The following is a 21841-nucleotide window of genomic DNA, read 5'->3' as shown; positions in this document are numbered from 1 at the left end:
TCTCGGACCCCTCCAGGGGAGGATGAGATCACCCCAGCGCCGCCATCAGCTTGGTCGCATTGTCCTCCAGCACTTTCACATCTTCCTTGCGGCTCGCGGGCGGCAATAGCGCAACGCCGTCATGGCGCGGCATCACGTGCATGTGCAGGTGGAACACGACTTGCCCGCCGGCGGGCTCGTTGAATTGCTGCACGGTGATGCCGTCGGCCTTGAAGGCCTTCATGGCGGCGGCGGCGATCTTGTGGACGGCGCGCGCGACGTGGGCGTAATCGTCGGGCGTGATGTCGAGGATGTTGCGGGCGGCGACCTTCGGTATCACGAGCGTATGGCCCGGCGAACGCGGCATGATGTCGAGGAACGCCAGCACGTGGTCGTCTTCATAGACCTTGTGGCAGGGAAACTCGCCGCGCAGGATTTTTGCGAAGGGGTTGTTGGTGTCATAGGCGGGCATGGTTGTTCCCTCGAGGTTCATTTTCAATTTCATGTCGGCCGCCGCGCGAGGTCAAGCCTCGTCGGCGGCCTTGCGGAACGGGCCGGCTTCGGTCAGCTCGCGTCCGGCCGCCGCCACATAGGCGCGCTCGCGTTTCAAATAATCGGCAATCGCCCGGCGCAAGTCGGGGTCGGCGATGAAGTGCGCGGAATAGGTGGTTTGCGGCAGGTAGCCGCGCGCCAGCTTGTGTTCGCCCTGCGCGCCGGCTTCCACGATTTTTAGTCCGCGCTGGATCGCAAAATCGATCGCCTGATAGTAGCAGACCTCGAAATGCAGGAACGGGTGATGCTCGACGGCGCCCCAGTTGCGGCCGAACAGCGTGTCCGAGCCGATGAAGTTGATCGCGCCGGCGATCCAGCGGCCGTTGCGCTTGGCCATCACCAGCAGCACGTCGCGGCTCATGCTCTCGCCGATCAGCGAGAAGAATTTGCGGGTCAGATACGGCCGGCCCCATTTGCGTGAGCCGGTCTCCATATAGAACGCGAAGAACGCGTCCCAGGCGTCCTCGGTGATGTCGCTGCCGGTCAGATGGTGGATCGTGATCCCGGCGGCGGTGGCCTCGCGCCGTTCGCGCTTGATCGCCTTGCGGTGGCGCGAGTTCAGCGAGGTCAGGAAATCGTCAAAAGTCCCGTAGCCCTCATTGTGCCAGTGAAACTGCTGGTCGTTGCGCAGCAGGAAGCCATGTGTCCCCAAAAACTTTGCTTCCGTCTGCGGGGCGAAGGTTACATGCACCGAGGAAGCGTTGGTCGCGTTGCAGAGCGCCATCAGCCCGCTCGCCAGCGCGGTTCCGATCCGCTCGCGATCGACGCCGTCGCGGATCAGCAGCCGCGGGCCGGTGGCGGGGGTAAAGGGCACCGAGGCCTGCAGCTTTGGATAATAGCGTCCGCCGGCACGCTCATAGGCATCCGCCCAGCCGCGATCGAAGACATATTCGCCTTGCGAATGCGATTTCAGATAGCAGGGCACGATGCCGGCGATTTCGCCGTCGAGCCGTGCCAGAAGATGCCGCGGACCCCAGCCGGTGCGGGCGCAGGCCGAGCCGGAGGCTTCGGCGGCTGCGAAAAATGCGTGCGAAACGAAGGGGTTATAGGCGCCCTTGCACGGATCACTTTGAGACCCGCTTGCAGCCAGCGTGTCGAGATTTTCGAGACTGTCCGGACCAGGCCTCGGATTGGCGCAGGCGTCCCAATCCGCAGCCTTGATGTCGCTGACGGAGGGAACGGCTTCGAGGGTGATTTCGGATGACGCCATCTAGAAATTCGGACCGGTCCCATCGTGCGATCAGCCATCGCGCATGGTGGCCAACGATGCAAAGATCGTGCATCGGGCGGACGAGTTCAAGGTGGGACGGCGCGCATCAGGTTCCCGGCAGGAACCCCTCGAAGATCATCTGGTCGGCGTTGCGCGTGGCGCGAGCGCGTTGCTCGGGCGTGCGCACGGTCCAGGCAAGCAGCGGCAGCCCAAAAATGTTGCGGGCGATCCATGGGCCGGCTGCCGGCAACTCATCCACCCAATAGGCGACGAAATGCGGCCGGCTCCGGAAGGCGTGGCGCAGATGCGTCATGCCGTGGCGCTGTTCGGCTGACGCTTCCGGCCATTCCTCGGCGGTATATTCGCGCTCGGCCACGATGCCGCGCGCGCGGCCGGGGATCAGTTCGCGCAGCGCCACCACCTGGTCCGGATCAAAGGACATGCCGACGGCAGGGCCGTCATACGAGGCGAGCACGTCCGCCATCCGCTTTACCAGCCGGCGGTCGCCATCGAAATGGCTCTTGACCTCGATCACCAGCGGCACGCGGCCGGCGACGAGCGCACAGAGATCGCCGAGCGTCATCATCCGCTCCGGCGTATTCTTGAACGCAACCGCCTTCAGTTCGGCCGCGGTCTTGCCGAGCAGCGCGCCGGAACCCTCGGTGAGGCGGCCGAGCGCGTTGTCATGATGCACCATCGCCTCGCCATCCGACGAAAGCTGGATGTCGCATTCGATGGCGAACTTGCCATCGACGGCGGCCTGCGCCGCCGCCGGCATGTTCTCGACGATGCCGCGCGCAATATCATGCAGGCCGCGATGGGCGACCGGCCGTGCCGTCAGCCAGTCCGGGGCACGCACGGGCGTTACTCCGCTCAGGAAACCTCGAAGATGGCGTCGACCTCGACGGCGGCATCCGAGGGCAGCGAGGCGACGCCGACGGTGGTGCGGGCATGTCGGCCCTTGTCGCCGAACGCCGTGACCATCAGGTCGGAGGTGCCGTTGAGCACCTTGGATCCGTCGAGGAAGTCAGGCGCGGAATTGATGAAACCGCCGAGCCTGACCACGCGGACGACCTTGTCGAGATCGCCCAGCGCCGCCTTGACCTGGGCCAGCAGGTTGACGCCGCAGCCCTGTGCCGCGGCGTAGCCCTGTTCGATGGTGACGCCGGCGCCCAATTTGCCCTTGGCGATCAGCTTGCCTTCCGCATTGGCGCAGACCTGACCGGAAACGAACAGCAAATTGCCGGTACGCACGAAGCCGACATAGTTCGCCATGGGCGTGCGCGGCTCGTTCAGCACGATGCCTTGCGCCGCCAGCTTCTGTTCGACCGTACCCGCCATGTTTTTCGTCCCCGCTTGATGTGACCGAGCCCGACCAGCAGTCAGGCGCGCATTGTTTCGCGCATCGCGCTTTCACTTGCAAGCGACGGTGGTTCGACGTCCCTTGCCGTGACCGAGCGCCATCCTGCCGAAAATGCCGAAAAACAGGACGCTTCGGTATCTAATTCTTGCGTTTTCGTGACGCCGCCCTAGTTGCGACGCAATGGAGCCATCACTAAAGTAAGCGAATCTCCCTCGAGGAAAAAACTGGACATGGCTAGCTCGTTCCCGATTCCGGTCCGTGCTTTGGCGTTCTCGGCTGCCGCGACCCTGATATCCGGCTTCGCAAGCGGACCGGTGCTGGCCGGCGCCAGCGGGCCGTTTCTCGCCCATCAGGCGCTGTATGAATTGAAGCTGGTCAAGTCGCGCGGGACCAACGCGATATCGGGTGCGCGCGGGCGCATTCTCTACAATTTTTCGGGCAGCGCCTGCGAGGGCTACACGTCCGAATTTCGCCAGGTGTCGGAACTCGACAGCGGCGAGGGCAAGCTGACGCTGAGCGATCTGCGCTCGCATTCCTGGGAAGATGCTGGTGGCAAGAGCTACCGCTTCAAGATCGATACGCGGATGAACGATGCCGATTCCGCTCCGATCGACGGTGTGGCTGAACGGGTCGGTGACCGGATCACGGTGAAGCTGAAACAGCCGGTTGCGAAGACGTTCGAACTCGACGGCAAGGTCGTGTTCCCGACCGAGCAGATCCAGCACATCATCGCCGCCGCGCGCGAGGGCAAATCGGTGCTGGAACTGATGGTCTATGATGGCTCCGACAATGGCGAGAAGGTCTACAACACGCTGTCGGTGATCGGGCAGCCGATTCCGGGCACCCGCAGCATCGCATCGCCCGATCCCTCGACCGCCAACGACCAGATGAAGACGCTGACCCGTTGGCCCGTGACCGTCAGCTATTACGACCGCGACGCCAAGACCAAGGAAGGCGAGCAGACGCCGGTTTACGCGATGTCGTTCGAGCTGTTCGAGAACGGCGTCTCCCGCGCGCTGGTGCTCGACTACAACGATTTCGTGATCGCGGGCGCGATGGGCCGGTTCGACGTCAGGGACTCCAAGCCGTGCAAGTGAGGGTGCAGTCGAGCTGGAGCTTCTCGAACGTCATCCGCGCGTGAAGTCACCGGGCTTCAATCCGAGCGCTTTGACGGCTGGCTCCGGAAGCGCCCCAAAGGCCTCGACCCTTTCGTTCGGGGCCATCATTGCGGCGATAATGGCCTCGGCCTTTGCCGGATCCTGCTCAGCCACATAGTAGACCGAGCGAACAGGCAAACCGCCTCCCAACGGTTCAGTTGTGATGAGGACAACCTGACCATTTGCCATGGTTTGATATACCACTGACGCGGCGCCGTTTCCACGATGGCGAAGGCTGATCCCGCGAACCCGCGGTGCAGCAAATGGCGATGCGATTGGCGCGCCCATCTTGCATTGTTCCGGCCCAACACCAATTACGAGCTGTGGGACGCACAATCGCTCAGGGAGCGATGACGTGGCCAGTAAGAAAATGGCAGACGGTGGGCTCCCGGTGATCGCGCGCTTTGAGGTGCGCCACCGCAATTACCTCGCGCCAGACGGCTCGATAAACAGGCCGCTCCCCGCGTTCGCCTCCGATGCAAGCCTGCTCGCCTCGCTCTATCGGGCGATGGTGCTGCTGCGCAACTTTGACCGAAAGGCTGTTGCATTGCAGCGCACCGGCCGGCTGGGGACCTATGCCGTTTCGCTCGGCCAGGAGGCGGTGTCCGTCGGCATAGCCAGTGCGATGCGGGAGGAAGACGTCCTGCTGCCCTCCTATCGGGATAATGGCGCGCTGATCTGGCGTGGCGTCAAGCTGGAGGAAATTCTGCTGTTCTGGGGAGGGGACGAGCGGGGCAACCACTTCTCCGGGCCGGTCCAGGATTTCCCGTTCTGCGTACCCGTGGGATCGCAGGCGCCGCATGCCGCCGGCGTTGCCTATGCCTTCAAGCTGCGCAAGCAGCCGCGTGTCGCCGTATGCATGTTCGGCGACGGCGCCACGTCGAAGGGTGACGTCTACGAAGCGATGAATTTCGCCGGTGTACACAAATTGCCGGTCGTGTTCGTCGCCACCAACAATCAATGGGCCATATCCGTACCGTTGCGGCTGCAGACCGCTTCCGAAACCCTGGCGCAGAAGGCCATCGCCGCCGGTTTCATCGGCGAGCAGGTGGACGGCAGCGACGTCGTGGCGGTGCGTGCCGCGGCCGAAGACGCCATTGCCGCAGCCCGCGACGGCCAGGGGCCGCGCTTCATCGAGGCGCTCACCTACCGGCTCGGCGATCACACCACCTCTGACGACGCATCACGCTATCGTCCGGAAGAAGAAGTCCAGGCTCGCTGGAAGGAAGAGCCGATCGCGCGTTTGAGAGCCTTTCTTGCCAGGCAGAAGATCTGGAGCAAAGCAGACGAGGAACAGCTCGCTGCGGAGTGCCATGAGCGCGTCGAGGCGGCGGTCGAGCGCTATTTGGCAGCCGAGCCGCGCGAGGCCGAAACCATGTTCGATCATCTCTATGCCGATCTGCCCGCGGTTTATGTCGCGCAGCGCCGCCAACTCGCGGGAGAGGGCGATGGCTGAGGTAACGCTGGTCGAAGCCGTCAATCTGGCGCTCGCCCGCGCGATGGAGGATGATCCCGATGTCGTCGTGCTTGGCGAAGATGTCGGCATCAATGGCGGCGTTTTCCGCGCGACCGTCGGGCTGCAAGCGCGTTTCGGTCCGGAGCGCGTCCTTGATACACCGCTTGCCGAACTCCTGATCAGCGGGCTCTGCGTCGGGATGGCGGCGCAGGGGCTGAAGCCCGTCGGCGAGATCCAGTTTATGGGATTTCTGTATCCCTGCATCGATCAACTGGTGAACCACGCCTCCCGAATCCGCAACCGCACCCAGGGACGGCTCACCTGTCCAATGGTTCTGCGCACGCCGCATGGCGCCGGCATTCGCGCACCCGAGCACCATTCCGAAAGCACCGAGGCGATGCTCGCCCACATCCCCGGCTTGCGCGTTGTCATCCCGTCGTCGCCGGAACGCGCCTACGGACTGCTTCTCGCCGCGATCCGCGATCCCGATCCGGTGGTGTTTCTCGAGCCGACCCGCATCTACCGCGCGGCAAAAGGCGAGGTGGAAGACAACGGTGAGGCTTTGCCGCTGGATGTCGCGTTTATCCTGCGGGAAGGCCGCGACGTCACCCTGATCAGCTGGGGCGCGATGCTGAAGGAAACCATGGCGGCCGCCGAGGCGCTGGCTGCCGAGGGCATCGCCGCCGAGGTCATCGATCTCGCCACGCTCAAACCCTACGATGAAGTCACGGTGCTCGGTTCGATCGCAAAAACCGGACGCTGCGTCATCGTGCACGAGGCGACACGGACCGGCGGATTCGGAGCCGAGATCGCCGCGCTGATCGCCGAGCGCGGCCTGACCTCTCTGCTCGCACCCGTGGCCCGCGTCACCGGCTACGATACGGTCATTCCGATGGCGCGTCTTGAGCAGAAGTTCATGCCGTCGGTTGGCCGCATCGTGGCGGCTGCTCGCAAAGCGTGCCAGTTCAATTGATTGTCAGCGGACTTGTCCCATGCGCCAGTTCGTATTGCCGGATCTGGGAGAGGGCCTCGAAGAGGCGGAGATCGTGAACTGGCACGTCAATGAAGGCGATCACGTCGTCACCGATCAGCCGCTGGTTTCCGTCGAGACTGACAAAGCCGTCGTCGAGGTGCCGTCACCGTCAAGCGGACGCATCCTGCACCTGTTTGGCGCCAAGGGGGATGTGGTGAAAGTAGGCGTGCCGCTGGTCGAGTTTGCCGAAGGCCCCGAGCAAGACACCGGTACAATTGTCGGCGAACTCGGTACCAGCGAGCCGCCGCCGGTGGCAGCAACACTTCCCGGGCCCGCAGCCGGACAGAAAGCCCAGGTGTTTCCGGCGGTGCGCGCGCTCGCGCGCAAGCTCGACGTCGATCTCGAGCTCGTCGAAGCCACGGGACCCGGCGGCTTCATCACGCGTGCGGATGTGGAACGAGCTGCCAAGACCTTGTCGCATACCGGACCCGCCGAGCCGCTGCGCGGTTTGCGGCGCGCGATGGCCCAACGCATGACGGCGTCTCATGCCGAGATCGTCCCCGCCAGCGTCACCGATGACGCCGATATCGACGACTGGCGAAAGGGCGAGGACGCGACCATCCGCCTGGTGCGCGCGATCGCTGCCGCCTGCAAGGCGGAGCCTGCACTCAATGCCTGGTACAATGCCGGCGCGGGAGAACGGCGTCTGATCGGACGCGTCGACCTCGGCATCGCCGTTGATACCGGGGGCGGCCTGATCGTTCCGGTCTTGCGCAATGTCGCAGAGCGGGACGCATCGGATTTGCGAACCGGGCTCGACCGGATGCGGGCGGACGCGCTCGCGCGCTCGATACCTCCGGGCGAACTGCGCGGCGCGACCATTACGCTGTCGAACTTCGGCATGATCGGAGGCCGGTTCGCCAACCTGATCGTCGTGCCGCCGCAAGTGGCGATCATAGGCGCCGGCCGGATTGCCCAAAGGGTGGTTGCACATTTGGGCCAGCCAGCCGTGAGGCGCGTGCTGCCGTTGTCGCTCACCTTCGACCATCGCGTCGTGACGGGCGGCGAAGCCGCGCGCTTCCTGGTAGCGCTCAAATCGGATCTTGAGCAGGTTTCGTAAGATAGCCGTGCGGAGGGCATCCATATGAAACTCTTGGCCGACGTTGATTCAATCCTCCAGGGCGTCGGCGTTTACCGCGACCGGTATCGGGGCGGTGAACACCTGGTGCGATCGCCGTTGACCGGCGAGACCATTGCCCAGGTCGAGGACGCGAGCCCGGATAGCGTCACCGAAGCAATCGGGCAGTCGGAAAAAGCGTTCCTCGCGTGGCGGTCGCTTCCGGCGCCCCGACGTGGCGAGTTCGTCCGGGTTCTCGGCGAGGAGTTGCGCGCGGCCAAGACCGAGCTCGGCCGCCTCGTCACCATCGAAACCGGGAAAATCCTGTCCGAGGGGCACGGCGAGGTCCAGGAGATGATCGACATCTGCGACTTTGCGGTCGGTCTCTCTCGTCAGCTCTATGGCCTCACCATCGCCAGCGAACGTCCTCACCATCGGATGATGGAGCAATGGCATCCGCTCGGACCGGTGGGAATCATCACCGCATTCAATTTTCCCGTTGCGGTTTGGTCGTGGAACGCCGCCCTTGCGCTGGTGTGTGGCGACCCGGTGATCTGGAAGCCGTCGGAGAAGACTCCGCTGACGGCACTCGCGGTGGAGGCGCTGGTCCGGCGTGCTGTGGAGAGGTTCGGCGGCGCACCGGCGGGCCTGTCGACGGTGCTGATCGGGGGACGGGAGATCGGAGAGATGCTGGTCGATGATCCGAGAGTGCCGCTGGTCTCGGCGACCGGCTCCACCGCCATGGGCCAGATCGTGGGTCGCCGGCTGGCGCGGCGCTTTGCGCGAGCCATCCTGGAGTTGGGCGGCAACAACGCTTCGATCGTGTGTCCGTCGGCTGATCTAGACCTTGCGCTTCGGGCGATTGCCTTCGCTGCGGTTGGCACGGCAGGCCAGCGCTGCACGTCGTTGCGCCGGCTGTTCGTGCATCGTGATACTTATGATGCGCTCGTCGACAGATTGAAACAGGTCTATGCCACGGTGCAGATCGGCAACCCGCTTACGAGTAGCACTGTTCTCGTTGGCCCGCTGATCGACGGAGTAGCCTTTCATCGAATGCAGGAAGTCCTGGCAGAGGCTCGAAAGCTTGGCGGACAGGTTGTTGGCGGCGACCGTTTCGAGACGGCGCCATATCCCGCCGCCCATTATGTCAGGCCCGCGCTGGTTGAGATGCCAGGACAGATCGGTCCGGTACTGCAGGAAACTTTCGCGCCGATCCTCTACGTCATGAAGTATTCCGACTTTGACGAAGCCCTGGCGCTGCATAATGCAGTGCGGCAAGGCCTTTCCTCGTCAATTTTTTCGACCGACGTGCATGAGATCGAGAAATTCCTCTCCGTGGCAGGTTCGGATTGCGGCATCGCAAACGTCAATATTGGACCGTCGGGCGCGGAGATAGGGGGCGCATTTGGCGGCGAGAAGGAAACCGGCGGCGGACGCGAAGCCGGCTCCGACGCGTGGAAGGCGTACATGCGCCGGGTCACCAGCACCATCAATTTCGGCAAAGATCTTCCGCTCGCCCAAGGCGTCAAGTTTGAAGTTGGCTGAGATCCAGCCCGGCATGGTTGCGGGCTTGAGCGAGGGATGCTGCGGGCCGCTAATCCCGGGCATATTGAGGTTCGATGAGGATACCCCATATCATTTTGATAAGGGAGTCCTTGCTGTGCAGACCGTACGGGCGACTCTTGTTGCGGCCGCTGCAGCGGCAGCTCTGGTTATTTCTCCTCTTGCCGCTTCAGCAGAGGAGAACAAGAGCAGGCTTGCGCTGACCATCTCGGTCGACGGAGCGATCGGGCCGGCAACGGCCCGTTACGTGAAGGAGGCCCTGACCAAGGCAAAAGAACGACACGCCGAGGTCGTCGTTCTGCGCATGAATACGCCGGGCGGTCTCGCAACCAGCATGCGCGAGATTATCGCAGACGTGCTGGCGTCGCGCGTTCCCGTCGTCGGTTACGTCGCGCCCTCCGGAGCCCATGCGGCCAGCGCCGGAACCTATATCCTCTACGCCACGCATATCGCGGCCATGGCGCCGGGCACCAATCTCGGAGCGGCGACGCCGGTGCAGATTGGCGGCCCGCTGCCGGGTCTGCCGGACGCTACCCCTGACAAGAGCGACAAGGACAAGAAGAACGGCAGCGACCAGAAGCCGAAGACGAAGGACGCCATGACGGCGAAGGCAACGAACGACGCCGTCGCCTTGATCCGCAGTCTTGCCGAACTGCGCGGCCGCAATGCCGATTGGGGTGAGAAGGCAGTGCGGGAGGCCGAAAGCCTTTCCGCCAACGCTGCCTTGCAGGCCAAAGTCATCGATCTCGTCGCACGCGACCAGGCCGAACTGCTCAGGCAAATCGATGGTCGCGTAGTCGAGGTTACGGGTGGCGAGACGCGGCATCTGGCAACCAGGGAGGCCGCGCATGAAGCAATCGATCCCGGGTGGATCTCACGATTCCTCGCGGTCATCACCAATCCTAACGTTGCGCTGATTTTGCTCCTGGTCGGCGTCTACGGTCTGATTTTCGAATTCACTTCACCCGGCGCAGTCGCCCCCGGGGTTGTAGGCACGATCTGCCTGCTGCTTGGCCTCTATGCCCTCAACCTGCTCCCGATCAACTACGCCGGCCTCGCCTTGATGGTGCTCGGGATCGTGCTTCTGACCATCGAAGTCTTCAACCCGACCGTGGTTGTCGGCCTCGGCGGCGTCATCGCCTTTGTGCTCGGGGCGATCATGCTCTTCGACGTCGAAGCGCCGGGCTACCGGCTATCATGGCCGGTTGTCGGCATCACGGCGGCAATGTTTATTGGTCTTGTTCTCGTCGTACTCAGATCGCTCCAGCGCGCCGGCAAGGGTCCGGTACCGGTCGGTGCACAAGCCATGCGTGGCCTATCTGCCCAGGTCATAGACTGGTCCGAGAACGAGGGCCACGTCTTCGCGCAAGGTGAACGCTGGCAAGCGCGCGGCGCTGAGACCTTCAAGCCGGGAGAGGTAGTCGAGGTGGCCAACATCATAGATTTGACGCTGGTGGTACGGCGCCGACCGGCGCTGACCGGCAAGGAGGTACGTCATGATGCTTGAATATCTGACCTATGCATCGTTTGCGGTGATCGTAATCCTATTTCTAGCCTCGGCCATTCGTATCCTGCGGGAATACGAGCGCGGCGTCGTGTTCACGCTCGGCCGCTTCACCGGCGTGAAGGGCCCGGGCCTCATCATCCTGATCCCGGTTGTGCAGCAGATGGTGAAGGCCGATCTCAGGGTGATGGTGCAGGTCGTGCCGCCGCAGGACGTGATTTCGCGCGACAACGTTTCGGTCAAGGTCAATGCCGTTCTCTACTTCCGCATCATCGATCCCGAGCGGGCGATCATCAAGGTCGGCGATTACATGGCCGCGACCAGCCAGCTGGCGCAGACCACGCTGCGTTCGGTGCTCGGCAAGCACGAGCTGGATGAGATGCTTGCCGAACGGGACCGGCTTAATGCCGATGTCCAGGAAATCCTCGATCAGCAGACCGACGTCTGGGGCATCAAGGTCACCACCGTCGAGATCAAGGATATCGATCTCAATGAAACCATGGTGCGCGCGATTGCCAAGCAGGCCGAGGCGGAGCGCTTGCGGCGCGCCAAAGTGATCAATGCGATGGGCGAGCAGCAAGCCGCCGAGAAGCTCGTCGAGGCCGGCCGAACGCTTGCGCGGGAGCCGCAGGCGATGCAGTTGCGCTACTTCGCGGCGCTGCACGACATTGCCGGCGAGCGATCATCGACCGTGGTCTTTCCGCTGCCGATGGATTTGCTCGGCCATCTGCCCGGGCGGCGGAACGAAGCAACGTGAGCTTGCTCGTTGCCGGCGGCAAGCCAATCGCGGGTTGCCACCGGACGGGTCAGGAGCGCTGATCTATCGATGCCCCCGAGCAAACGGTTAGAAAGTGCAGCTAAATCCGCCAACCAGGGAGAGCCACGATGGTAACTTATGTCGTGCTTGGCAATTTCACCGACCAGGGAATCCGCAATGCCAAGGAGTCGCCGAAGCGGGCCGAGGCGTTCAAGAAGACCGCCGAGACCTTCGGCGCGACCGTAAAGGAGCTGTTCTGGACGCAGGGACGGTATGACGTCGTGACAATCCTCGATGCGCCGGACGAATTTTCCGCCATGTCACTTAGCTTGAGTCTTGGCGCACTGGGCAATGTTCGCACCGAGTCGTTGCGAGCCTTCTCGGCGGCGGACATGACCAAGGTTGTCGAGAAGATGCTCTGACAGCCGCTCGTCAAGGACGATTTGGCGCCTGCTGCTCGATGTCCCGAGCCGGGGCCTGTCCCGAGAATGGTACCTCGTGGTCATACGCCTCGGGCTCGAACTGGTCTTTAAATATCCCTCGCAGCAACCGCCAGAGTTCGCGGTGGCCGGCGGTTTGACCGCCTTGCGTCAGATACGCCGCGATATCCATGACGTCGGTTCGATAATCCGCCGCTCCGCGGATCCGCGAATCCAGGTAGGTCCACTCGTGTTCGACGTACAAGCGCTTGGTGTCGGTGTCGAAGACCAGGTTCCAGAAATCCAGTTCCGTGACTTCCGGGCCTTTGACCTGCCGATGCAACTCCCGCTTCAAGAAGGCCATCCTTTGCTCCCTTTGCGTAGGATCGTGAAACGCATCCGGACCGATAGGCCCCATACAAATTGGAGATTTGATAGAAGTCTGATCGTTCCTTGCCGGTTCAAGACCGCACAGCCCGAGTATTTTCCCTGAGGGATGGTCGAGAGCGCCGGACCCGGATACGCTTCGGCCCAATCATGCACGTCAGGGAGGCGCAAACATGAGCAAGTTCGAACATCTTCGGCCAAGCGGCCTTCACCACAATCCGGCTTACTCCCACGTCGTCGTCGCGTCGGGCGCGCGCACGATCTACATCGCGGGGCAGGTGGCCACCGACGATGAGGGACGGGTGGTCGGCGAGGGCGATCTGGCCGCACAGACGACGCAAGTGATGCACAATATCGGCCTGGCGCTGAAAGCCGCCGGTGCGAGCTATTCCAATATCGTGAAGATCACCACCTTCGTCGTCGGCTACAGGCCGGAACTCCGCCCCATCATCGGCAAGGCGCGCTCGGCGTTCTTTGAAGGCATGGAGCCACCGGCAAGCACGCTCGTCGGTGTAACGGCACTCGCGGCGCCTGAATGGCTGATCGAGATTGAGGCCGTGGCCGTCATCGGTTGATCACTCCGTCATGGCGGATCTCTTCCCGTCATTGCGAGCGCAGCGAAGCAATCCATAGCGCCACAAGCGGAGAGATGGATTGCTTCGCTGCGCTCGCAATGACGGGGGAGAGAGCGGTCTACTCTTCCTCGTCCTCCACCTTCGCCGGCCCCTTGTACGCGATGCCCCTGATGACAGCGGCATTGCCGAACTTCTTGCGCAAATCATCCATCGCGCGCTCGGCATGGGCCGAGCGGCGGTCGAGCATGTCGGTGTCGTCGGCCTGCGATCCCTCGCGCAGCGCGCTGACGCCGGTGCCGATCAGGCGGAAGGCGGTGCCGTCGATCTCTTTCGCCAGCATTTCGCGCGACACCGCAAAAATCTTCGCGGCGAGCTGCGTCGGTGCGTGAATCGATTGCGAGCGGGTGCGCTGCCTGAAATCCGCGGTCTTCAGCTTCAAGGTGATGGTGAGGCCCGACAGATCGCTGCTCTTCAGCCGCGACGACACCTTTTCGGACAGCCGCCACAGCACTTTTTCCAGCGTTGCAAAATCCTTGATGTCGTTCTCGAACGTGGTCTCGTTGGAAATCGTCTTGGCGCCGCGGTCCGCTACCACGCTGCGGTCGTCGATGCCGCGCGCCAGCCGCCACAGCCTGCGGCCTTCGCCGCCGAACTGCTTCATCAGCTCGACCTCGTCGGCGCGCTGCAGGTCCGCAATGGTGCGAAAGCCCCGCTGCACCAGCTTCTCCTGGGTCGCGGGGCCGACGCCATAGATGAAGCCGACCGGCTTGTCCGCCAGCATTTCGCGGGCCTCGATCTGGTCGAGGGCGGCAAAGCCGCGCGGCTTGTCGAGATCGGAGGCGATCTTGGCCAAAAACTTGTTGCAGGACAGGCCGACGGACACCGTGATCCCGATGTCGCGCTCGACGTCGCGGGCAAAGCGCGCCAGCACTTTTGCCGGAATCATGCCGTGAACGCGCTGGGTGCCGGAAAGATCGAGAAACGCCTCGTCGATCGACAGCGGTTCCACCAGCGGCGTCAGCGTCTGCATGGCGTGGCGCACCTCGCGGCCGACGCGGACGTATTTCGCCATATCGGGCGGGATTACGGCAGCCTGGGGGCACAGCGCCAGGGCCTTGAACATGGGCATCGCCGAGCGCACGCCATAGGTCCGCGAGACATAGCAGGCGGCCGACACCACGCCGCGCTTGCCGCCACCGATGATCACGGGCTTGTCGGCAAGCTCCGGATTGTCGCGCTTCTCGACGGTAGCGTAGAACGCGTCGCAATCGATATGCGCCAGCGTCAGCGAGGGCAGAGCATGGTGGCGGACGAGGCGGGGGGAACCGCACTCGCCGCACCGCCTGGCCTTGATATCGAGGTCGCCGAGGCAATCCCGGCAGAACGCGCGCGGACCATCCAGGGCTGGCGCGGGCGCGCTCACGGCACGTCGCGCTCCCAGTGCGGGTCGCCGAGCACCTGGCGGGCGGCGGCGATATTGGTCGGGTGCAGTTGCGAGGCGCTCGCAAACGCCTTCACGGTTGCATCGTCCCGCATCACAAAATCCAGCACCGCGGCCAGAAATTGCGGGTCGGCAGCAGCCGTGCGCAGCGTCTCCGGACCGATGCCGCTTTCGGCCAGGAAAAGGCCTAGCCTTTCGGGATCGCCAGCAATAAAACTCAGCGCCTGAACTGCAACGATTTCAGCCACTTCGCGAGGGTTGTGAACAGGCTTTTTCAACAGATGGGTTTGCCTTTCCGTTAACTTATGGTGTCTAGTTTGGAACCATCATGCCCGAGTCTGCGCAGTGTGTTCAAGCAAGTGGAAACCACACCGCAAAAGTACGGCATCGATTTAACGGCTTAGAGCGAAATCTGACGCTAGTTGAATTCACTTTTCGACAGCCCGGCGGCAGTACAGGATCGTACTGAAAGGCCGGACCTGTTTCCTGGGACGAGGGGAGGACGGGATGGCAAAAACCGTCCTGATCGTGGAGGATAACGAGCTCAACATGAAGCTCTTTCGCGACCTGTTGGAAGCGCACGGCTATCAGACTTCGGGCACCAGCAACGGTTTCGAGGCGCTCGATCTCGTCCGCAAGCTGCGCCCCGACCTGATCCTGATGGATATCCAGCTCCCCCAAGTGTCCGGCCTCGAAGTGACGCGCTGGATCAAGGACGATCCGGAGTTGCGCGCCATTCCGGTGGTTGCCGTCACGGCATTCGCGATGAAGGGCGACGAAGAGCGCATCCGCGAGGGCGGCTGCGAGGCGTATTTGTCCAAGCCAATTTCCGTCGGCAAGTTTATCGAAACCGTGCGGCGTTTTATCGGGTAGGGGTAGGAGTGAGTTTCGATGTCTGCGCGTATCCTCGTCGTCGATGACGTCCCAGCGAACGTCAAGTTGCTGGAAGCCCGTCTGTCGGCCGAATATTTCGACGTGTTGACGGCATCCAATGGTGCCGAGGCGCTCGATCTCTGTTCGCGTTCCGAATGCGACATCATCCTGCTCGACGTCATGATGCCCGACATGGACGGTTTTGAGGTCTGCCGGCGGCTGAAGTCCAACCCGGCCACCCATTACATTCCCGTCGTGATCGTCACCGCGCTGGACAGTCCGTCCGATCGCGTGCGCGGGCTGGAAGCCGGCGCCGACGATTTTCTCACCAAGCCGGTGTCCGACATCGTCCTGATCGCGCGCGTCCGGTCGCTGACGCGGCTGAAGATGATGACCGACGAACTGCGGATGCGCGCCATCACCTCGCTCGAGATCGGCATGGAGGCGCCCGAGCGTAGCGCGATCGCCGACAAGGGCGTCGGCGGGCGGATCCTGCTGGTCGACGACCGGCCATCGTCCTATGAGCGGCTGGCGCCGATCCTTTCTGCCGAGCACACCGTCGACGTCGAAATCAATCCGGCGGAAGCGCTGTTTCACGCCGCCGAGGGTAATTACGATTTGCTGATCGTTTCGCTCGGCCTTGAAAATTACGATGGCCTGCGGCTGTGCAGCCAGGCGCGCTCGCTGGAGCGCACCCGCCAGTTGCCGATCCTCGCCATCTCCGATGCCGACAACAATGCGCGGCTGCTGCGCGGGCTCGAAATCGGCGTCAACGATTATCTCCTGCGTCCCGTCGACAAGAACGAATTGCTGGCGCGGGCGCGCACCCAGATCCGCAAGCGGCGCTATACCGACCATCTGCGCGACAACGTGCAGAACTCGATCGAAATGGCGATCACCGACGCGCTGACCGGCCTGCATAACCGCCGCTATATGGAAACTCATCTGGCGACGCTGGCCGAGCAGGCCTCGAGCCGCGGCAAGCCGCTCGCGCTGATGATCCTCGACATCGACTTTTTCAAATCCATCAACGACACTTATGGCCACGACGCCGGCGACGACGTGCTGCGCGAATTCGCGGTGCGCATCCGCAAATCGATCCGCGGCATCGATCTCGCCTGCCGCTATGGCGGCGAGGAGTTCGTGATCGTGATGCCGGAAACCGACCTGACCGTCGCCGGCATGGTCGCCGAGCGCCTGCGCCGCTCGATCGCCGGCGAAACCTTTGCGGTCAACAAGGGCACCAAGCGCATCGACGTCACGATTTCAATCGGACTGGCGACGCTGGACCACAAGGGCGAGCCGGTCGCCGACGTGCTCAAGCGCGCCGACATGGCGCTGTATCAGGCCAAGCACGACGGGCGGAACAGGGTGGTTTCGACGGCGGCGTGATTGTCGTCCCTGCGAACGTTCGCAGGGACGACGATCGATAGGTTTCAAGCCACAACCTCGGCGCCTTGCTTCACCGCCTCATACGCCAGCCGCTTGAACTCGAACGCGAACGGATGCACGAACGCCATCTGGCGCTGCGCCATCATGACGCCGGCCAGGTTGTGCTTCGGCGAGATCCACCATTGGGTGCCGGCGACGCCGCCCCAATAGAGCTCGCCTGCCGCGTCGGGATGATCGAACGGCGTCGGCTTCACGATCAGGCCGCCGGCCAGGGTAAACGCCTTGCCGGGCTGTTCTCCCATCGTGGCAAAGCGGATCCACTGCCCTTTGGGCAGCTGGTTGGTCATCATCTGCGCAATCGTCTCCGGCTTGAGCAGCGTCGGGCCGCCGGGCAGCAGGCTTCGGATCAGCGCCACCATGTCATGCAGCGTCGAAACCAGGCCACCGCCGCCGCTGAGCCGCGCGATCGGGCGCAGATAGGCGCCGGGGAAGGGCGAGTTGTCGGTTCGGGTCAATCCCGGTTTCATCGGCTCCATCAGGTCCGCACCGGCATAATAGGCAACGAGCCGTCCTTGATCCTTTTCCGGCACGACGAAGCCGGTATCGACCATGCCGAGCGGATCGAGAATCCGCAGCTTGATGAACTTGTCAAAACTCTGGCCGCTGATGACTTCGATCAGCCGCCCCAGCACATCGGTCGCAAGCGAATATTCCCACGAGGTGCCCGGCTGATAGATCAGCGGCAGGCCGGCCAGCACGTCCACCATGTCGGCCAGCGTCGTCATGGGATTGTGGACGCCACGCTCGTTAAGCGCCTTGTAGATGGCAGTGCCGGGATCGAAAAAGCCGTAGCTCAGGCCGGAGCTGTGGCTGAGCAACTGGCGGATGGTGATCGAGCTCTTGGTGGGCTCGGTGTCATCAAGCGAGGTAGCGCCGGGCCGCAGCACCTTGCGATTTCCGAGCTGCGGAATAAATTTCTCGATTCCGTCGTCGAGCCCCAATTTGCCTTCCTCGAACAGCAGCAGCACGGCGCAAGAGGTGATCAGTTTGGTGTTGGAGAAAACGCGAAAGATGTGATCGGTGCGGAGCGGCGTCTGCGCTTCCTTGTCGGCCCAGCCGACGCAATTCACGTCGACGAGATCGCGCACGGTCATGACCGCCCAGGAAATGCCTGACAGCAGATTGTTGTCGATATAGCGCTGCATGGCCGCGCGTGCCGGTTTGAAGTCGTAACCGCTGGCGCTCACTTTCAGGTCTTCCATTTTCGCTCCCTTTTTCCGCAGCCAGATTTTGCACGGCTTTAGCCGGCATCTCGCCGGACGGAATACTTCGCTTTTTGGATTGAACTCGCGGTCAACGCTAACAGCTAAAGACGGCTTCAGGAAGCGGGCGGGGCGGTGATCTCAAGTAACTCGCTTCTTCGAGCGTTGTGGCTTCGTTGCGGCGCTGCTTTCACCGACCTTCACCCCCGCATTCCTCAGGAGTACCGTTGCGGCTTCCTTTGCCGCCCGCGCCATCGCCGGGTCGTTGCGGACGAGGTCCTGCGCGATCGAACCGTCGACCAGCAAGGCGAGCTGCGTCGCCAGTGCATCCGCGTACGCGACGCCGAGCTGCACCAGCAGGTCGCGAAACCAGAGGCGGCGGCTCTCCTTGAAGGCAACAGCAACCTTGCGGACCGACCGGTCTTCGCCGAGTTCGGCAACCGCATTAACAAAGGGGCAGCCGCGAAAATCCTTCGCCGAAAAACGTCGCTCCAGCGAATCGAAAGTGCCGAGAATCTGCTCGACCGGCGACTTGTCGGAAGGCCGCGGGGCCACGAAACGCCGCGCCAGGTAGGCCGCGATCAACGCGTCCTTGGACGGAAAATGATTGTAGAGCGTGCGCTTGCTGATGCCGATTTCGGCGGCGATGGTGTCGACGCCGACCGCGCGAATTCCCTGCAGATAGAACAGCCTATCCGCGGTTTCCAGAATCCGGTCCTTCATGTCGGGTTTGGCGGGCAGGGTAGCCATGCGAATGCGCGGGTCACCTTAGCTTGACAGCGGAGCCTCCTTATAGCCTAGGTACACAGGTCTGTGTACCTATTTCAGATATCAATTGCGGGACGCGGCATTCGAATCGCGGCCGATCGGGAGAATAAAAACAATGGCCCTGCTGCAAGTCCTGCGGCCCACGCTTCCCATCCTGATCGGCGCCTCCGTCATGCTCACGCTCAGCATGGGCCTGCGCCAGTCGCTCGGCCTTTTCATGCAGCCGCTGACGCAGGACATCCGGATTTCAGTGTCCGATTTCACGCTGGCGCTCGCGGTGCAAAATCTCGCCTGGGGATTTTTGCAGCCGTTCGCCGGCGCGCTGACGGTGCGCTACGGTTTTCGCGCCATCATGGTGGCAGGCGCGCTGCTCTATGTCGCCGGCCTTGCGCTCATGGCGGGCGCGAACGGTTTTCTCAGCGTCATGATCGGCGGCGGCATTTTGATCGGCACCTCGCTCGCCTGTACCGCGGCGGCCATTGCGATGTCGGTAGCCGCCCGCACCGTGCCGGCGACGGTGCGCTCGACGGTGCTCGGCCTGGTGTCGGGCGCGGGATCGCTCGGCGCGCTGCTGTCGGCGCCGATCGGGCAGATGCTCAATGAAGGCTACGGCTGGCGAATGGGGCTCGCAGGCTTTGTGGTGCTCTCGCTCCTGATGATTCCGGCCGCCTGGTACGCGGGCAGGGTGGACAAGATTCCGCTGCCCAAGCCTGCTGACGACGAAATCGGCAACTCTTCGGCCAGCGTCGCCACCAGGATAGCGTTCTCCAACGTCTCCTTCGTGGTGATGACCGGCGCCTATTTCGTCTGCGGCATGCAGCTCGTATTTCTCACCACGCATCTGCCGTCATATCTGGCGATCTGCGGCATGGACCCGATGCTGAGCGCGCAGACGCTCGGCATGATCGGCGGCTTCAACGTGCTCGGCAGCATCTTCTTTGGCTGGGCCGGCGAGCGCTGGAACAAGCTCGCGTTGCTCGGCGGCATCTACATCTTCCGCTCGATTGCGCTCGCCTGGTACTTCACGCTGCCGCCGACGCCGGCGACCACGCTGTTGTTCGGCGCCATCATGGGCTTTCTGTGGATGGGCGTCGGCCCGCTGGTCGCGGGCGCGGTCGCCGAGATGTTCGGCCTGAAATGGCAGGCGATGATCCAGGGGCTCGCCTTCATGAGCCACCAGGTCGGCAGCTTCCTCGGCGCCTTCGGAGGCGGAGTGCTGTACGACGCGCTCGGCTCCTACACCATGGCGTGGCGGATCGGCGTAGCTCTCGGGCTGGCCGGCGGCATCATCCAGGTCGCGTTCGCGCTGATCCGGCCGAGCGGGCCGCCACAGATGCAGACGGCGTAAGAATCAAAACGGGGCCCGAAAGGGCCCCGTCAAAATCCGTCGGCGATGAGCCTACGAATTACTTGATCTTCGATTCCTTGAACTCGACGTGCTTGCGCGCCACGGGATCGTACTTCTTCTTGACCAGCTTGTCGGTCATGGTGCGCGAGTTCTTCTTGGCGACGTAGTAGAAGCCGGTATCCGCCGTGGAAACGAGCTTGACCTTGATGGTGACCGCTTTGGCCATGTTCAGAACCTCAAATAGGGGGATATCAGGCGCCGGCCAAATCGGCCTGCATTTGCGCGCAACCTAGCTTCTGATCGTCCAAAGTCAAGGTTTCCGGGGCAAAAACCGGCCGGATTCGCGGTGATTAACCCTCAAAGAACCGGTTTTTCGGCCTCGGCAGCCCCAAATTCTCCCGCAACGTCCGGCCCTCATACTCGGTGCGGAAAATCCCGCGCCTTTGCAGTTCCGGAACCACCTTGTCGACGAAATCGTCGAGGCCTGCCGGGAGGAACGGGAACATGATGTTGAAGCCGTCGCTGCCGCGGCTCATCAGCCATTCCTCCATCTGGTCGGCGATGGTTTGTGGCGTGCCGACAAAGGACAGCCCGCCATAGCCGCCGACGCGCTGGGCAAGCTGGCGCACCGTGAGCTTGTCGCGCGCGGCGACGTCGACCAGGCGCTGGCGGCCGCTCTTGCTCGCATTGGTTTCGGGGATCGGCGGCAACTGGCCGTCGGGATCGAAGCCGGAAGCATCGGTGCCGAGCTGCACCGAGAGCGAGGCGATGGCGCTGTCGTAATGCACCATGCTGTCGAGTTTTGCCCTTTTCTCTTTGGCTTCGTCGACGCTGTCGCCGACCACCACGAAGGCGCCGGGCAGGATCTTCAGGTGTTCGGGGTTGCGGCCGATCTTCTCCATGCGGCCCTTGATATCGGCATAGAGTTTTTGCCCGTCGGCGAGAGGGCCTCCGCCGGTGAAGACGGCTTCCGCCGTCTCCGCCGCGAGTTGCCTGCCGTCCTCGGACGCGCCGGCCTGCACGATCAGCGGCCAGCCCTGGACAGGGCGGGCGATGTTGAGCGGCCCGCGCACGGACAGATATTTTCCCTTGTGATTGAGCACGTGCATTTTCGCCGGGTCGAAATAAAGTCCGGCCTCGACGTCGCGCACGAAGGCGTCGTCGGCAAAGGAGTCCCAGAGGCCGGTGACCACGTCGTAGAACTCGCGCGCCCGCTTGTAGCGCTCGGCGTGCTCCATATGGTCGTCGAGCCCGAAATTGAGCGCGGCGTCCGGATTGGAGGTGGTGACGATATTCCAACCCGCACGCCCGCCCGAGATGTGGTCGAGCGAAGCAAAACGCCGGGCGACGTGATAGGGCTCGTCGAACGTCGTCGATCCCGTCGCGATCAGGCCGATATGTTCGGTGGCGCCGGCCAGCGCCGACAGCAGCGTGAACGGCTCGAACGAGGTCACGGTGTGGCTGCGCTTGAGCGCATTGACCGGCATGTTCAGCACCGCGAGATGGTCCGCCATGAAGAAGGCGTCGAACTTGCCGGCCTCCAGCTTCTGGATCAGTTGCTTGATGCGCGGGAAGTTGAAGTTGGCATCGGGCCAGGCGCCGGGATAGCGCCACGCGCCGGTGTGGATGGAGACCGGCCGCATGAACGCGCCGAGCTTGAGTTGCCGCTGTGCCATTGCCCGATCCGTAGCTGTTTTTGTTGGGGAAGAGATAGGGAGGCGATCAGGGCAGCGCCATCAAGTCAG

The 21841-nt window shown here is 63.1% G+C and carries 24 protein-coding genes; 12 read left to right on the top strand and 12 right to left on the bottom strand.

What is annotated here, in order from left to right; genetic code table 11:
• Positions 1–28: 28 nt before the first annotated feature.
• The 4 genes from V1294_RS25135 to V1294_RS25120 all read right to left on the bottom strand — a co-directional run bounded on the left by V1294_RS25135 (position 29) and on the right by V1294_RS25120 (position 3082).
• A complete protein-coding gene (locus V1294_RS25135; protein ID WP_334479753.1) occupies positions 29–451 on the bottom strand; it encodes an HIT domain-containing protein in 423 nt (140 codons plus the stop codon).
• A gap of 51 nt (positions 452–502) precedes the next feature.
• Positions 503–1741, bottom strand: a complete 1239-nt coding sequence (locus tag V1294_RS25130; RefSeq protein WP_334500875.1) for a GNAT family N-acetyltransferase — start codon at positions 1739–1741, stop codon at positions 503–505.
• 106 nt (positions 1742–1847) lie between these two features.
• Positions 1848–2600 carry a glycerophosphodiester phosphodiesterase family protein gene (locus V1294_RS25125; protein WP_334500873.1) on the bottom strand — a complete coding sequence of 251 codons (753 nt, stop codon included), beginning with the start codon at positions 2598–2600 and terminating at the stop codon, positions 1848–1850.
• Positions 2601–2614: 14 nt separating this feature from the next.
• Positions 2615–3082 (bottom strand): RidA family protein, encoded by a 468-nt coding sequence (locus V1294_RS25120; RefSeq protein ID WP_334500871.1) that lies wholly within the window; start codon positions 3080–3082, stop codon positions 2615–2617.
• Between the two features lie 252 nt (positions 3083–3334).
• On the opposite strand from V1294_RS25120, the gene V1294_RS25115 reads away from it, so the two are divergent.
• The gene (locus tag V1294_RS25115; RefSeq protein ID WP_334500868.1) at positions 3335–4201 is read left to right on the top strand and encodes a cell envelope integrity EipB family protein; all 867 of its coding nucleotides are present in this window, start codon (positions 3335–3337) and stop codon (positions 4199–4201) included.
• A 30-nt stretch (positions 4202–4231) separates the two neighbouring features.
• Here V1294_RS25115 and V1294_RS25110 read toward each other — a convergent pair whose 3' ends face one another.
• Positions 4232–4549 carry a hypothetical protein gene (locus V1294_RS25110; protein WP_334500866.1) on the bottom strand — a complete coding sequence of 106 codons (318 nt, stop codon included), beginning with the start codon at positions 4547–4549 and terminating at the stop codon, positions 4232–4234.
• Between the two features lie 82 nt (positions 4550–4631).
• On the opposite strand from V1294_RS25110, the gene pdhA reads away from it, so the two are divergent.
• From pdhA to V1294_RS25075, 7 genes are all read left to right on the top strand, one after another.
• Entirely contained in the window at positions 4632–5717 is a 1086-nt protein-coding gene (gene pdhA / locus V1294_RS25105; RefSeq protein WP_442895463.1) for a pyruvate dehydrogenase (acetyl-transferring) E1 component subunit alpha, read from the top strand.
• On the top strand, positions 5710–6690 hold the full coding sequence (locus V1294_RS25100) for an alpha-ketoacid dehydrogenase subunit beta (RefSeq protein ID WP_334500864.1): 981 nt from the start codon (positions 5710–5712) through the stop codon (positions 6688–6690). The genes pdhA and V1294_RS25100 overlap by 8 nt, the downstream gene beginning before the upstream one ends.
• A gap of 19 nt (positions 6691–6709) precedes the next feature.
• Positions 6710–7810, top strand: coding sequence for a dihydrolipoamide acetyltransferase family protein (locus V1294_RS25095; RefSeq protein ID WP_334500863.1), 1101 nt, complete (start codon positions 6710–6712; stop codon positions 7808–7810).
• Positions 7811–7834: 24 nt separating this feature from the next.
• On the top strand, positions 7835–9352 hold the full coding sequence (gene amaB / locus V1294_RS25090) for an L-piperidine-6-carboxylate dehydrogenase (protein WP_334500862.1): 1518 nt from the start codon (positions 7835–7837) through the stop codon (positions 9350–9352).
• A 115-nt stretch (positions 9353–9467) separates the two neighbouring features.
• Positions 9468–10877: an NfeD family protein gene (locus tag V1294_RS25085; protein ID WP_334479760.1), complete on the top strand. Its 1410-nt coding sequence runs from the start codon at positions 9468–9470 to the stop codon at positions 10875–10877.
• The gene (locus V1294_RS25080; RefSeq protein WP_334479762.1) at positions 10867–11631 is read left to right on the top strand and encodes a slipin family protein; all 765 of its coding nucleotides are present in this window, start codon (positions 10867–10869) and stop codon (positions 11629–11631) included. Before V1294_RS25085 ends, V1294_RS25080 begins: the two co-directional genes overlap by 11 nt.
• Positions 11632–11759: 128 nt before the next feature.
• A complete protein-coding gene (locus tag V1294_RS25075; protein ID WP_334500859.1) occupies positions 11760–12053 on the top strand; it encodes a GYD domain-containing protein in 294 nt (97 codons plus the stop codon).
• Between the two features lie 10 nt (positions 12054–12063).
• Here the strand turns inward: V1294_RS25075 and V1294_RS25070 are convergent, their stop codons facing one another.
• Positions 12064–12414: a hypothetical protein gene (locus V1294_RS25070; RefSeq protein ID WP_334500857.1), complete on the bottom strand. Its 351-nt coding sequence runs from the start codon at positions 12412–12414 to the stop codon at positions 12064–12066.
• A gap of 196 nt (positions 12415–12610) precedes the next feature.
• Here V1294_RS25070 and V1294_RS25065 point away from each other — a divergent pair, with 196 nt between their 5' ends.
• On the top strand, positions 12611–13012 hold the full coding sequence (locus V1294_RS25065; RefSeq protein ID WP_334500855.1) for a RidA family protein: 402 nt from the start codon (positions 12611–12613) through the stop codon (positions 13010–13012).
• A 118-nt stretch (positions 13013–13130) separates the two neighbouring features.
• Here V1294_RS25065 and V1294_RS25060 read toward each other — a convergent pair whose 3' ends face one another.
• On the bottom strand, positions 13131–14435 hold the full coding sequence (locus tag V1294_RS25060; protein ID WP_334500852.1) for a DNA polymerase IV: 1305 nt from the start codon (positions 14433–14435) through the stop codon (positions 13131–13133).
• Positions 14432–14731: a DUF3572 domain-containing protein gene (locus V1294_RS25055; protein WP_334500850.1), complete on the bottom strand. Its 300-nt coding sequence runs from the start codon at positions 14729–14731 to the stop codon at positions 14432–14434. Before V1294_RS25055 ends, V1294_RS25060 begins: the two co-directional genes overlap by 4 nt.
• A gap of 229 nt (positions 14732–14960) precedes the next feature.
• Here V1294_RS25055 and V1294_RS25050 point away from each other — a divergent pair, with 229 nt between their 5' ends.
• A complete protein-coding gene (locus V1294_RS25050; protein ID WP_027538546.1) occupies positions 14961–15326 on the top strand; it encodes a response regulator in 366 nt (121 codons plus the stop codon).
• A gap of 18 nt (positions 15327–15344) precedes the next feature.
• Positions 15345–16718, top strand: a complete 1374-nt coding sequence (locus V1294_RS25045) for a PleD family two-component system response regulator (RefSeq protein ID WP_108517832.1) — start codon at positions 15345–15347, stop codon at positions 16716–16718.
• A 44-nt stretch (positions 16719–16762) separates the two neighbouring features.
• Here V1294_RS25045 and V1294_RS25040 read toward each other — a convergent pair whose 3' ends face one another.
• Positions 16763–17980, bottom strand: a complete 1218-nt coding sequence (locus V1294_RS25040) for a serine hydrolase domain-containing protein (protein WP_334500847.1) — start codon at positions 17978–17980, stop codon at positions 16763–16765.
• A 141-nt stretch (positions 17981–18121) separates the two neighbouring features.
• On the bottom strand, positions 18122–18730 hold the full coding sequence (locus tag V1294_RS25035) for a TetR/AcrR family transcriptional regulator (RefSeq protein WP_442895381.1): 609 nt from the start codon (positions 18728–18730) through the stop codon (positions 18122–18124).
• A 133-nt stretch (positions 18731–18863) separates the two neighbouring features.
• On the opposite strand from V1294_RS25035, the gene V1294_RS25030 reads away from it, so the two are divergent.
• Positions 18864–20096 carry an MFS transporter gene (locus tag V1294_RS25030; protein WP_334500844.1) on the top strand — a complete coding sequence of 411 codons (1233 nt, stop codon included), beginning with the start codon at positions 18864–18866 and terminating at the stop codon, positions 20094–20096.
• A 58-nt stretch (positions 20097–20154) separates the two neighbouring features.
• Here V1294_RS25030 and rpmG read toward each other — a convergent pair whose 3' ends face one another.
• Positions 20155–20322 (bottom strand): 50S ribosomal protein L33, encoded by a 168-nt coding sequence (gene rpmG, locus V1294_RS25025; RefSeq protein ID WP_027537094.1) that lies wholly within the window; start codon positions 20320–20322, stop codon positions 20155–20157.
• Positions 20323–20446: 124 nt separating this feature from the next.
• Positions 20447–21772, bottom strand: coding sequence for an LLM class flavin-dependent oxidoreductase (locus V1294_RS25020; RefSeq protein ID WP_334500841.1), 1326 nt, complete (start codon positions 21770–21772; stop codon positions 20447–20449).
• Positions 21773–21841 lie beyond the last annotated feature (69 nt).

Source organism: Bradyrhizobium sp. AZCC 1678, assembly GCF_036924765.1.
In the GTDB taxonomy this organism is placed as follows: Bacteria; Pseudomonadota; Alphaproteobacteria; order Rhizobiales; family Xanthobacteraceae; genus Bradyrhizobium; species Bradyrhizobium algeriense.
The sequence above is the reverse complement of the archived record's forward strand: the minus strand, read 5'-3'. Positions and strand labels throughout refer to the sequence as shown.

Excerpts from the sequence above, each read along its gene's own strand:
- V1294_RS25135 (WP_334479753.1), bottom strand. The coding sequence starts at position 451 with ATGCCCGCCTATGACACCAACAACCCCTTCGCAAAAATCCTGCGCGGC.
- V1294_RS25130 (WP_334500875.1), bottom strand. The coding sequence starts at position 1,741 with ATGGCGTCATCCGAAATCACCCTCGAAGCCGTTCCCTCCGTCAGCGAC.
- V1294_RS25120 (WP_334500871.1), bottom strand. The coding sequence starts at position 3,082 with ATGGCGGGTACGGTCGAACAGAAGCTGGCGGCGCAAGGCATCGTGCTG.
- V1294_RS25115 (WP_334500868.1), top strand. The coding sequence starts at position 3,335 with ATGGCTAGCTCGTTCCCGATTCCGGTCCGTGCTTTGGCGTTCTCGGCT.
- V1294_RS25110 (WP_334500866.1), bottom strand. The coding sequence starts at position 4,549 with ATGGGCGCGCCAATCGCATCGCCATTTGCTGCACCGCGGGTTCGCGGG.
- pdhA (WP_442895463.1), top strand. The coding sequence starts at position 4,632 with ATGGCAGACGGTGGGCTCCCGGTGATCGCGCGCTTTGAGGTGCGCCAC.
- V1294_RS25100 (WP_334500864.1), top strand. The coding sequence starts at position 5,710 with ATGGCTGAGGTAACGCTGGTCGAAGCCGTCAATCTGGCGCTCGCCCGC.
- V1294_RS25095 (WP_334500863.1), top strand. The coding sequence starts at position 6,710 with ATGCGCCAGTTCGTATTGCCGGATCTGGGAGAGGGCCTCGAAGAGGCG.
- amaB (WP_334500862.1), top strand. The coding sequence starts at position 7,835 with ATGAAACTCTTGGCCGACGTTGATTCAATCCTCCAGGGCGTCGGCGTT.
- V1294_RS25080 (WP_334479762.1), top strand. The coding sequence starts at position 10,867 with ATGATGCTTGAATATCTGACCTATGCATCGTTTGCGGTGATCGTAATC.
- V1294_RS25075 (WP_334500859.1), top strand. The coding sequence starts at position 11,760 with ATGGTAACTTATGTCGTGCTTGGCAATTTCACCGACCAGGGAATCCGC.
- V1294_RS25070 (WP_334500857.1), bottom strand. The coding sequence starts at position 12,414 with ATGGCCTTCTTGAAGCGGGAGTTGCATCGGCAGGTCAAAGGCCCGGAA.
- V1294_RS25065 (WP_334500855.1), top strand. The coding sequence starts at position 12,611 with ATGAGCAAGTTCGAACATCTTCGGCCAAGCGGCCTTCACCACAATCCG.
- V1294_RS25050 (WP_027538546.1), top strand. The coding sequence starts at position 14,961 with ATGGCAAAAACCGTCCTGATCGTGGAGGATAACGAGCTCAACATGAAG.
- V1294_RS25045 (WP_108517832.1), top strand. The coding sequence starts at position 15,345 with ATGTCTGCGCGTATCCTCGTCGTCGATGACGTCCCAGCGAACGTCAAG.
- V1294_RS25040 (WP_334500847.1), bottom strand. The coding sequence starts at position 17,980 with ATGGAAGACCTGAAAGTGAGCGCCAGCGGTTACGACTTCAAACCGGCA.
- V1294_RS25035 (WP_442895381.1), bottom strand. The coding sequence starts at position 18,730 with ATGGCTACCCTGCCCGCCAAACCCGACATGAAGGACCGGATTCTGGAA.
- V1294_RS25030 (WP_334500844.1), top strand. The coding sequence starts at position 18,864 with ATGGCCCTGCTGCAAGTCCTGCGGCCCACGCTTCCCATCCTGATCGGC.
- rpmG (WP_027537094.1), bottom strand. The coding sequence starts at position 20,322 with ATGGCCAAAGCGGTCACCATCAAGGTCAAGCTCGTTTCCACGGCGGAT.
- V1294_RS25020 (WP_334500841.1), bottom strand. The coding sequence starts at position 21,772 with ATGGCACAGCGGCAACTCAAGCTCGGCGCGTTCATGCGGCCGGTCTCC.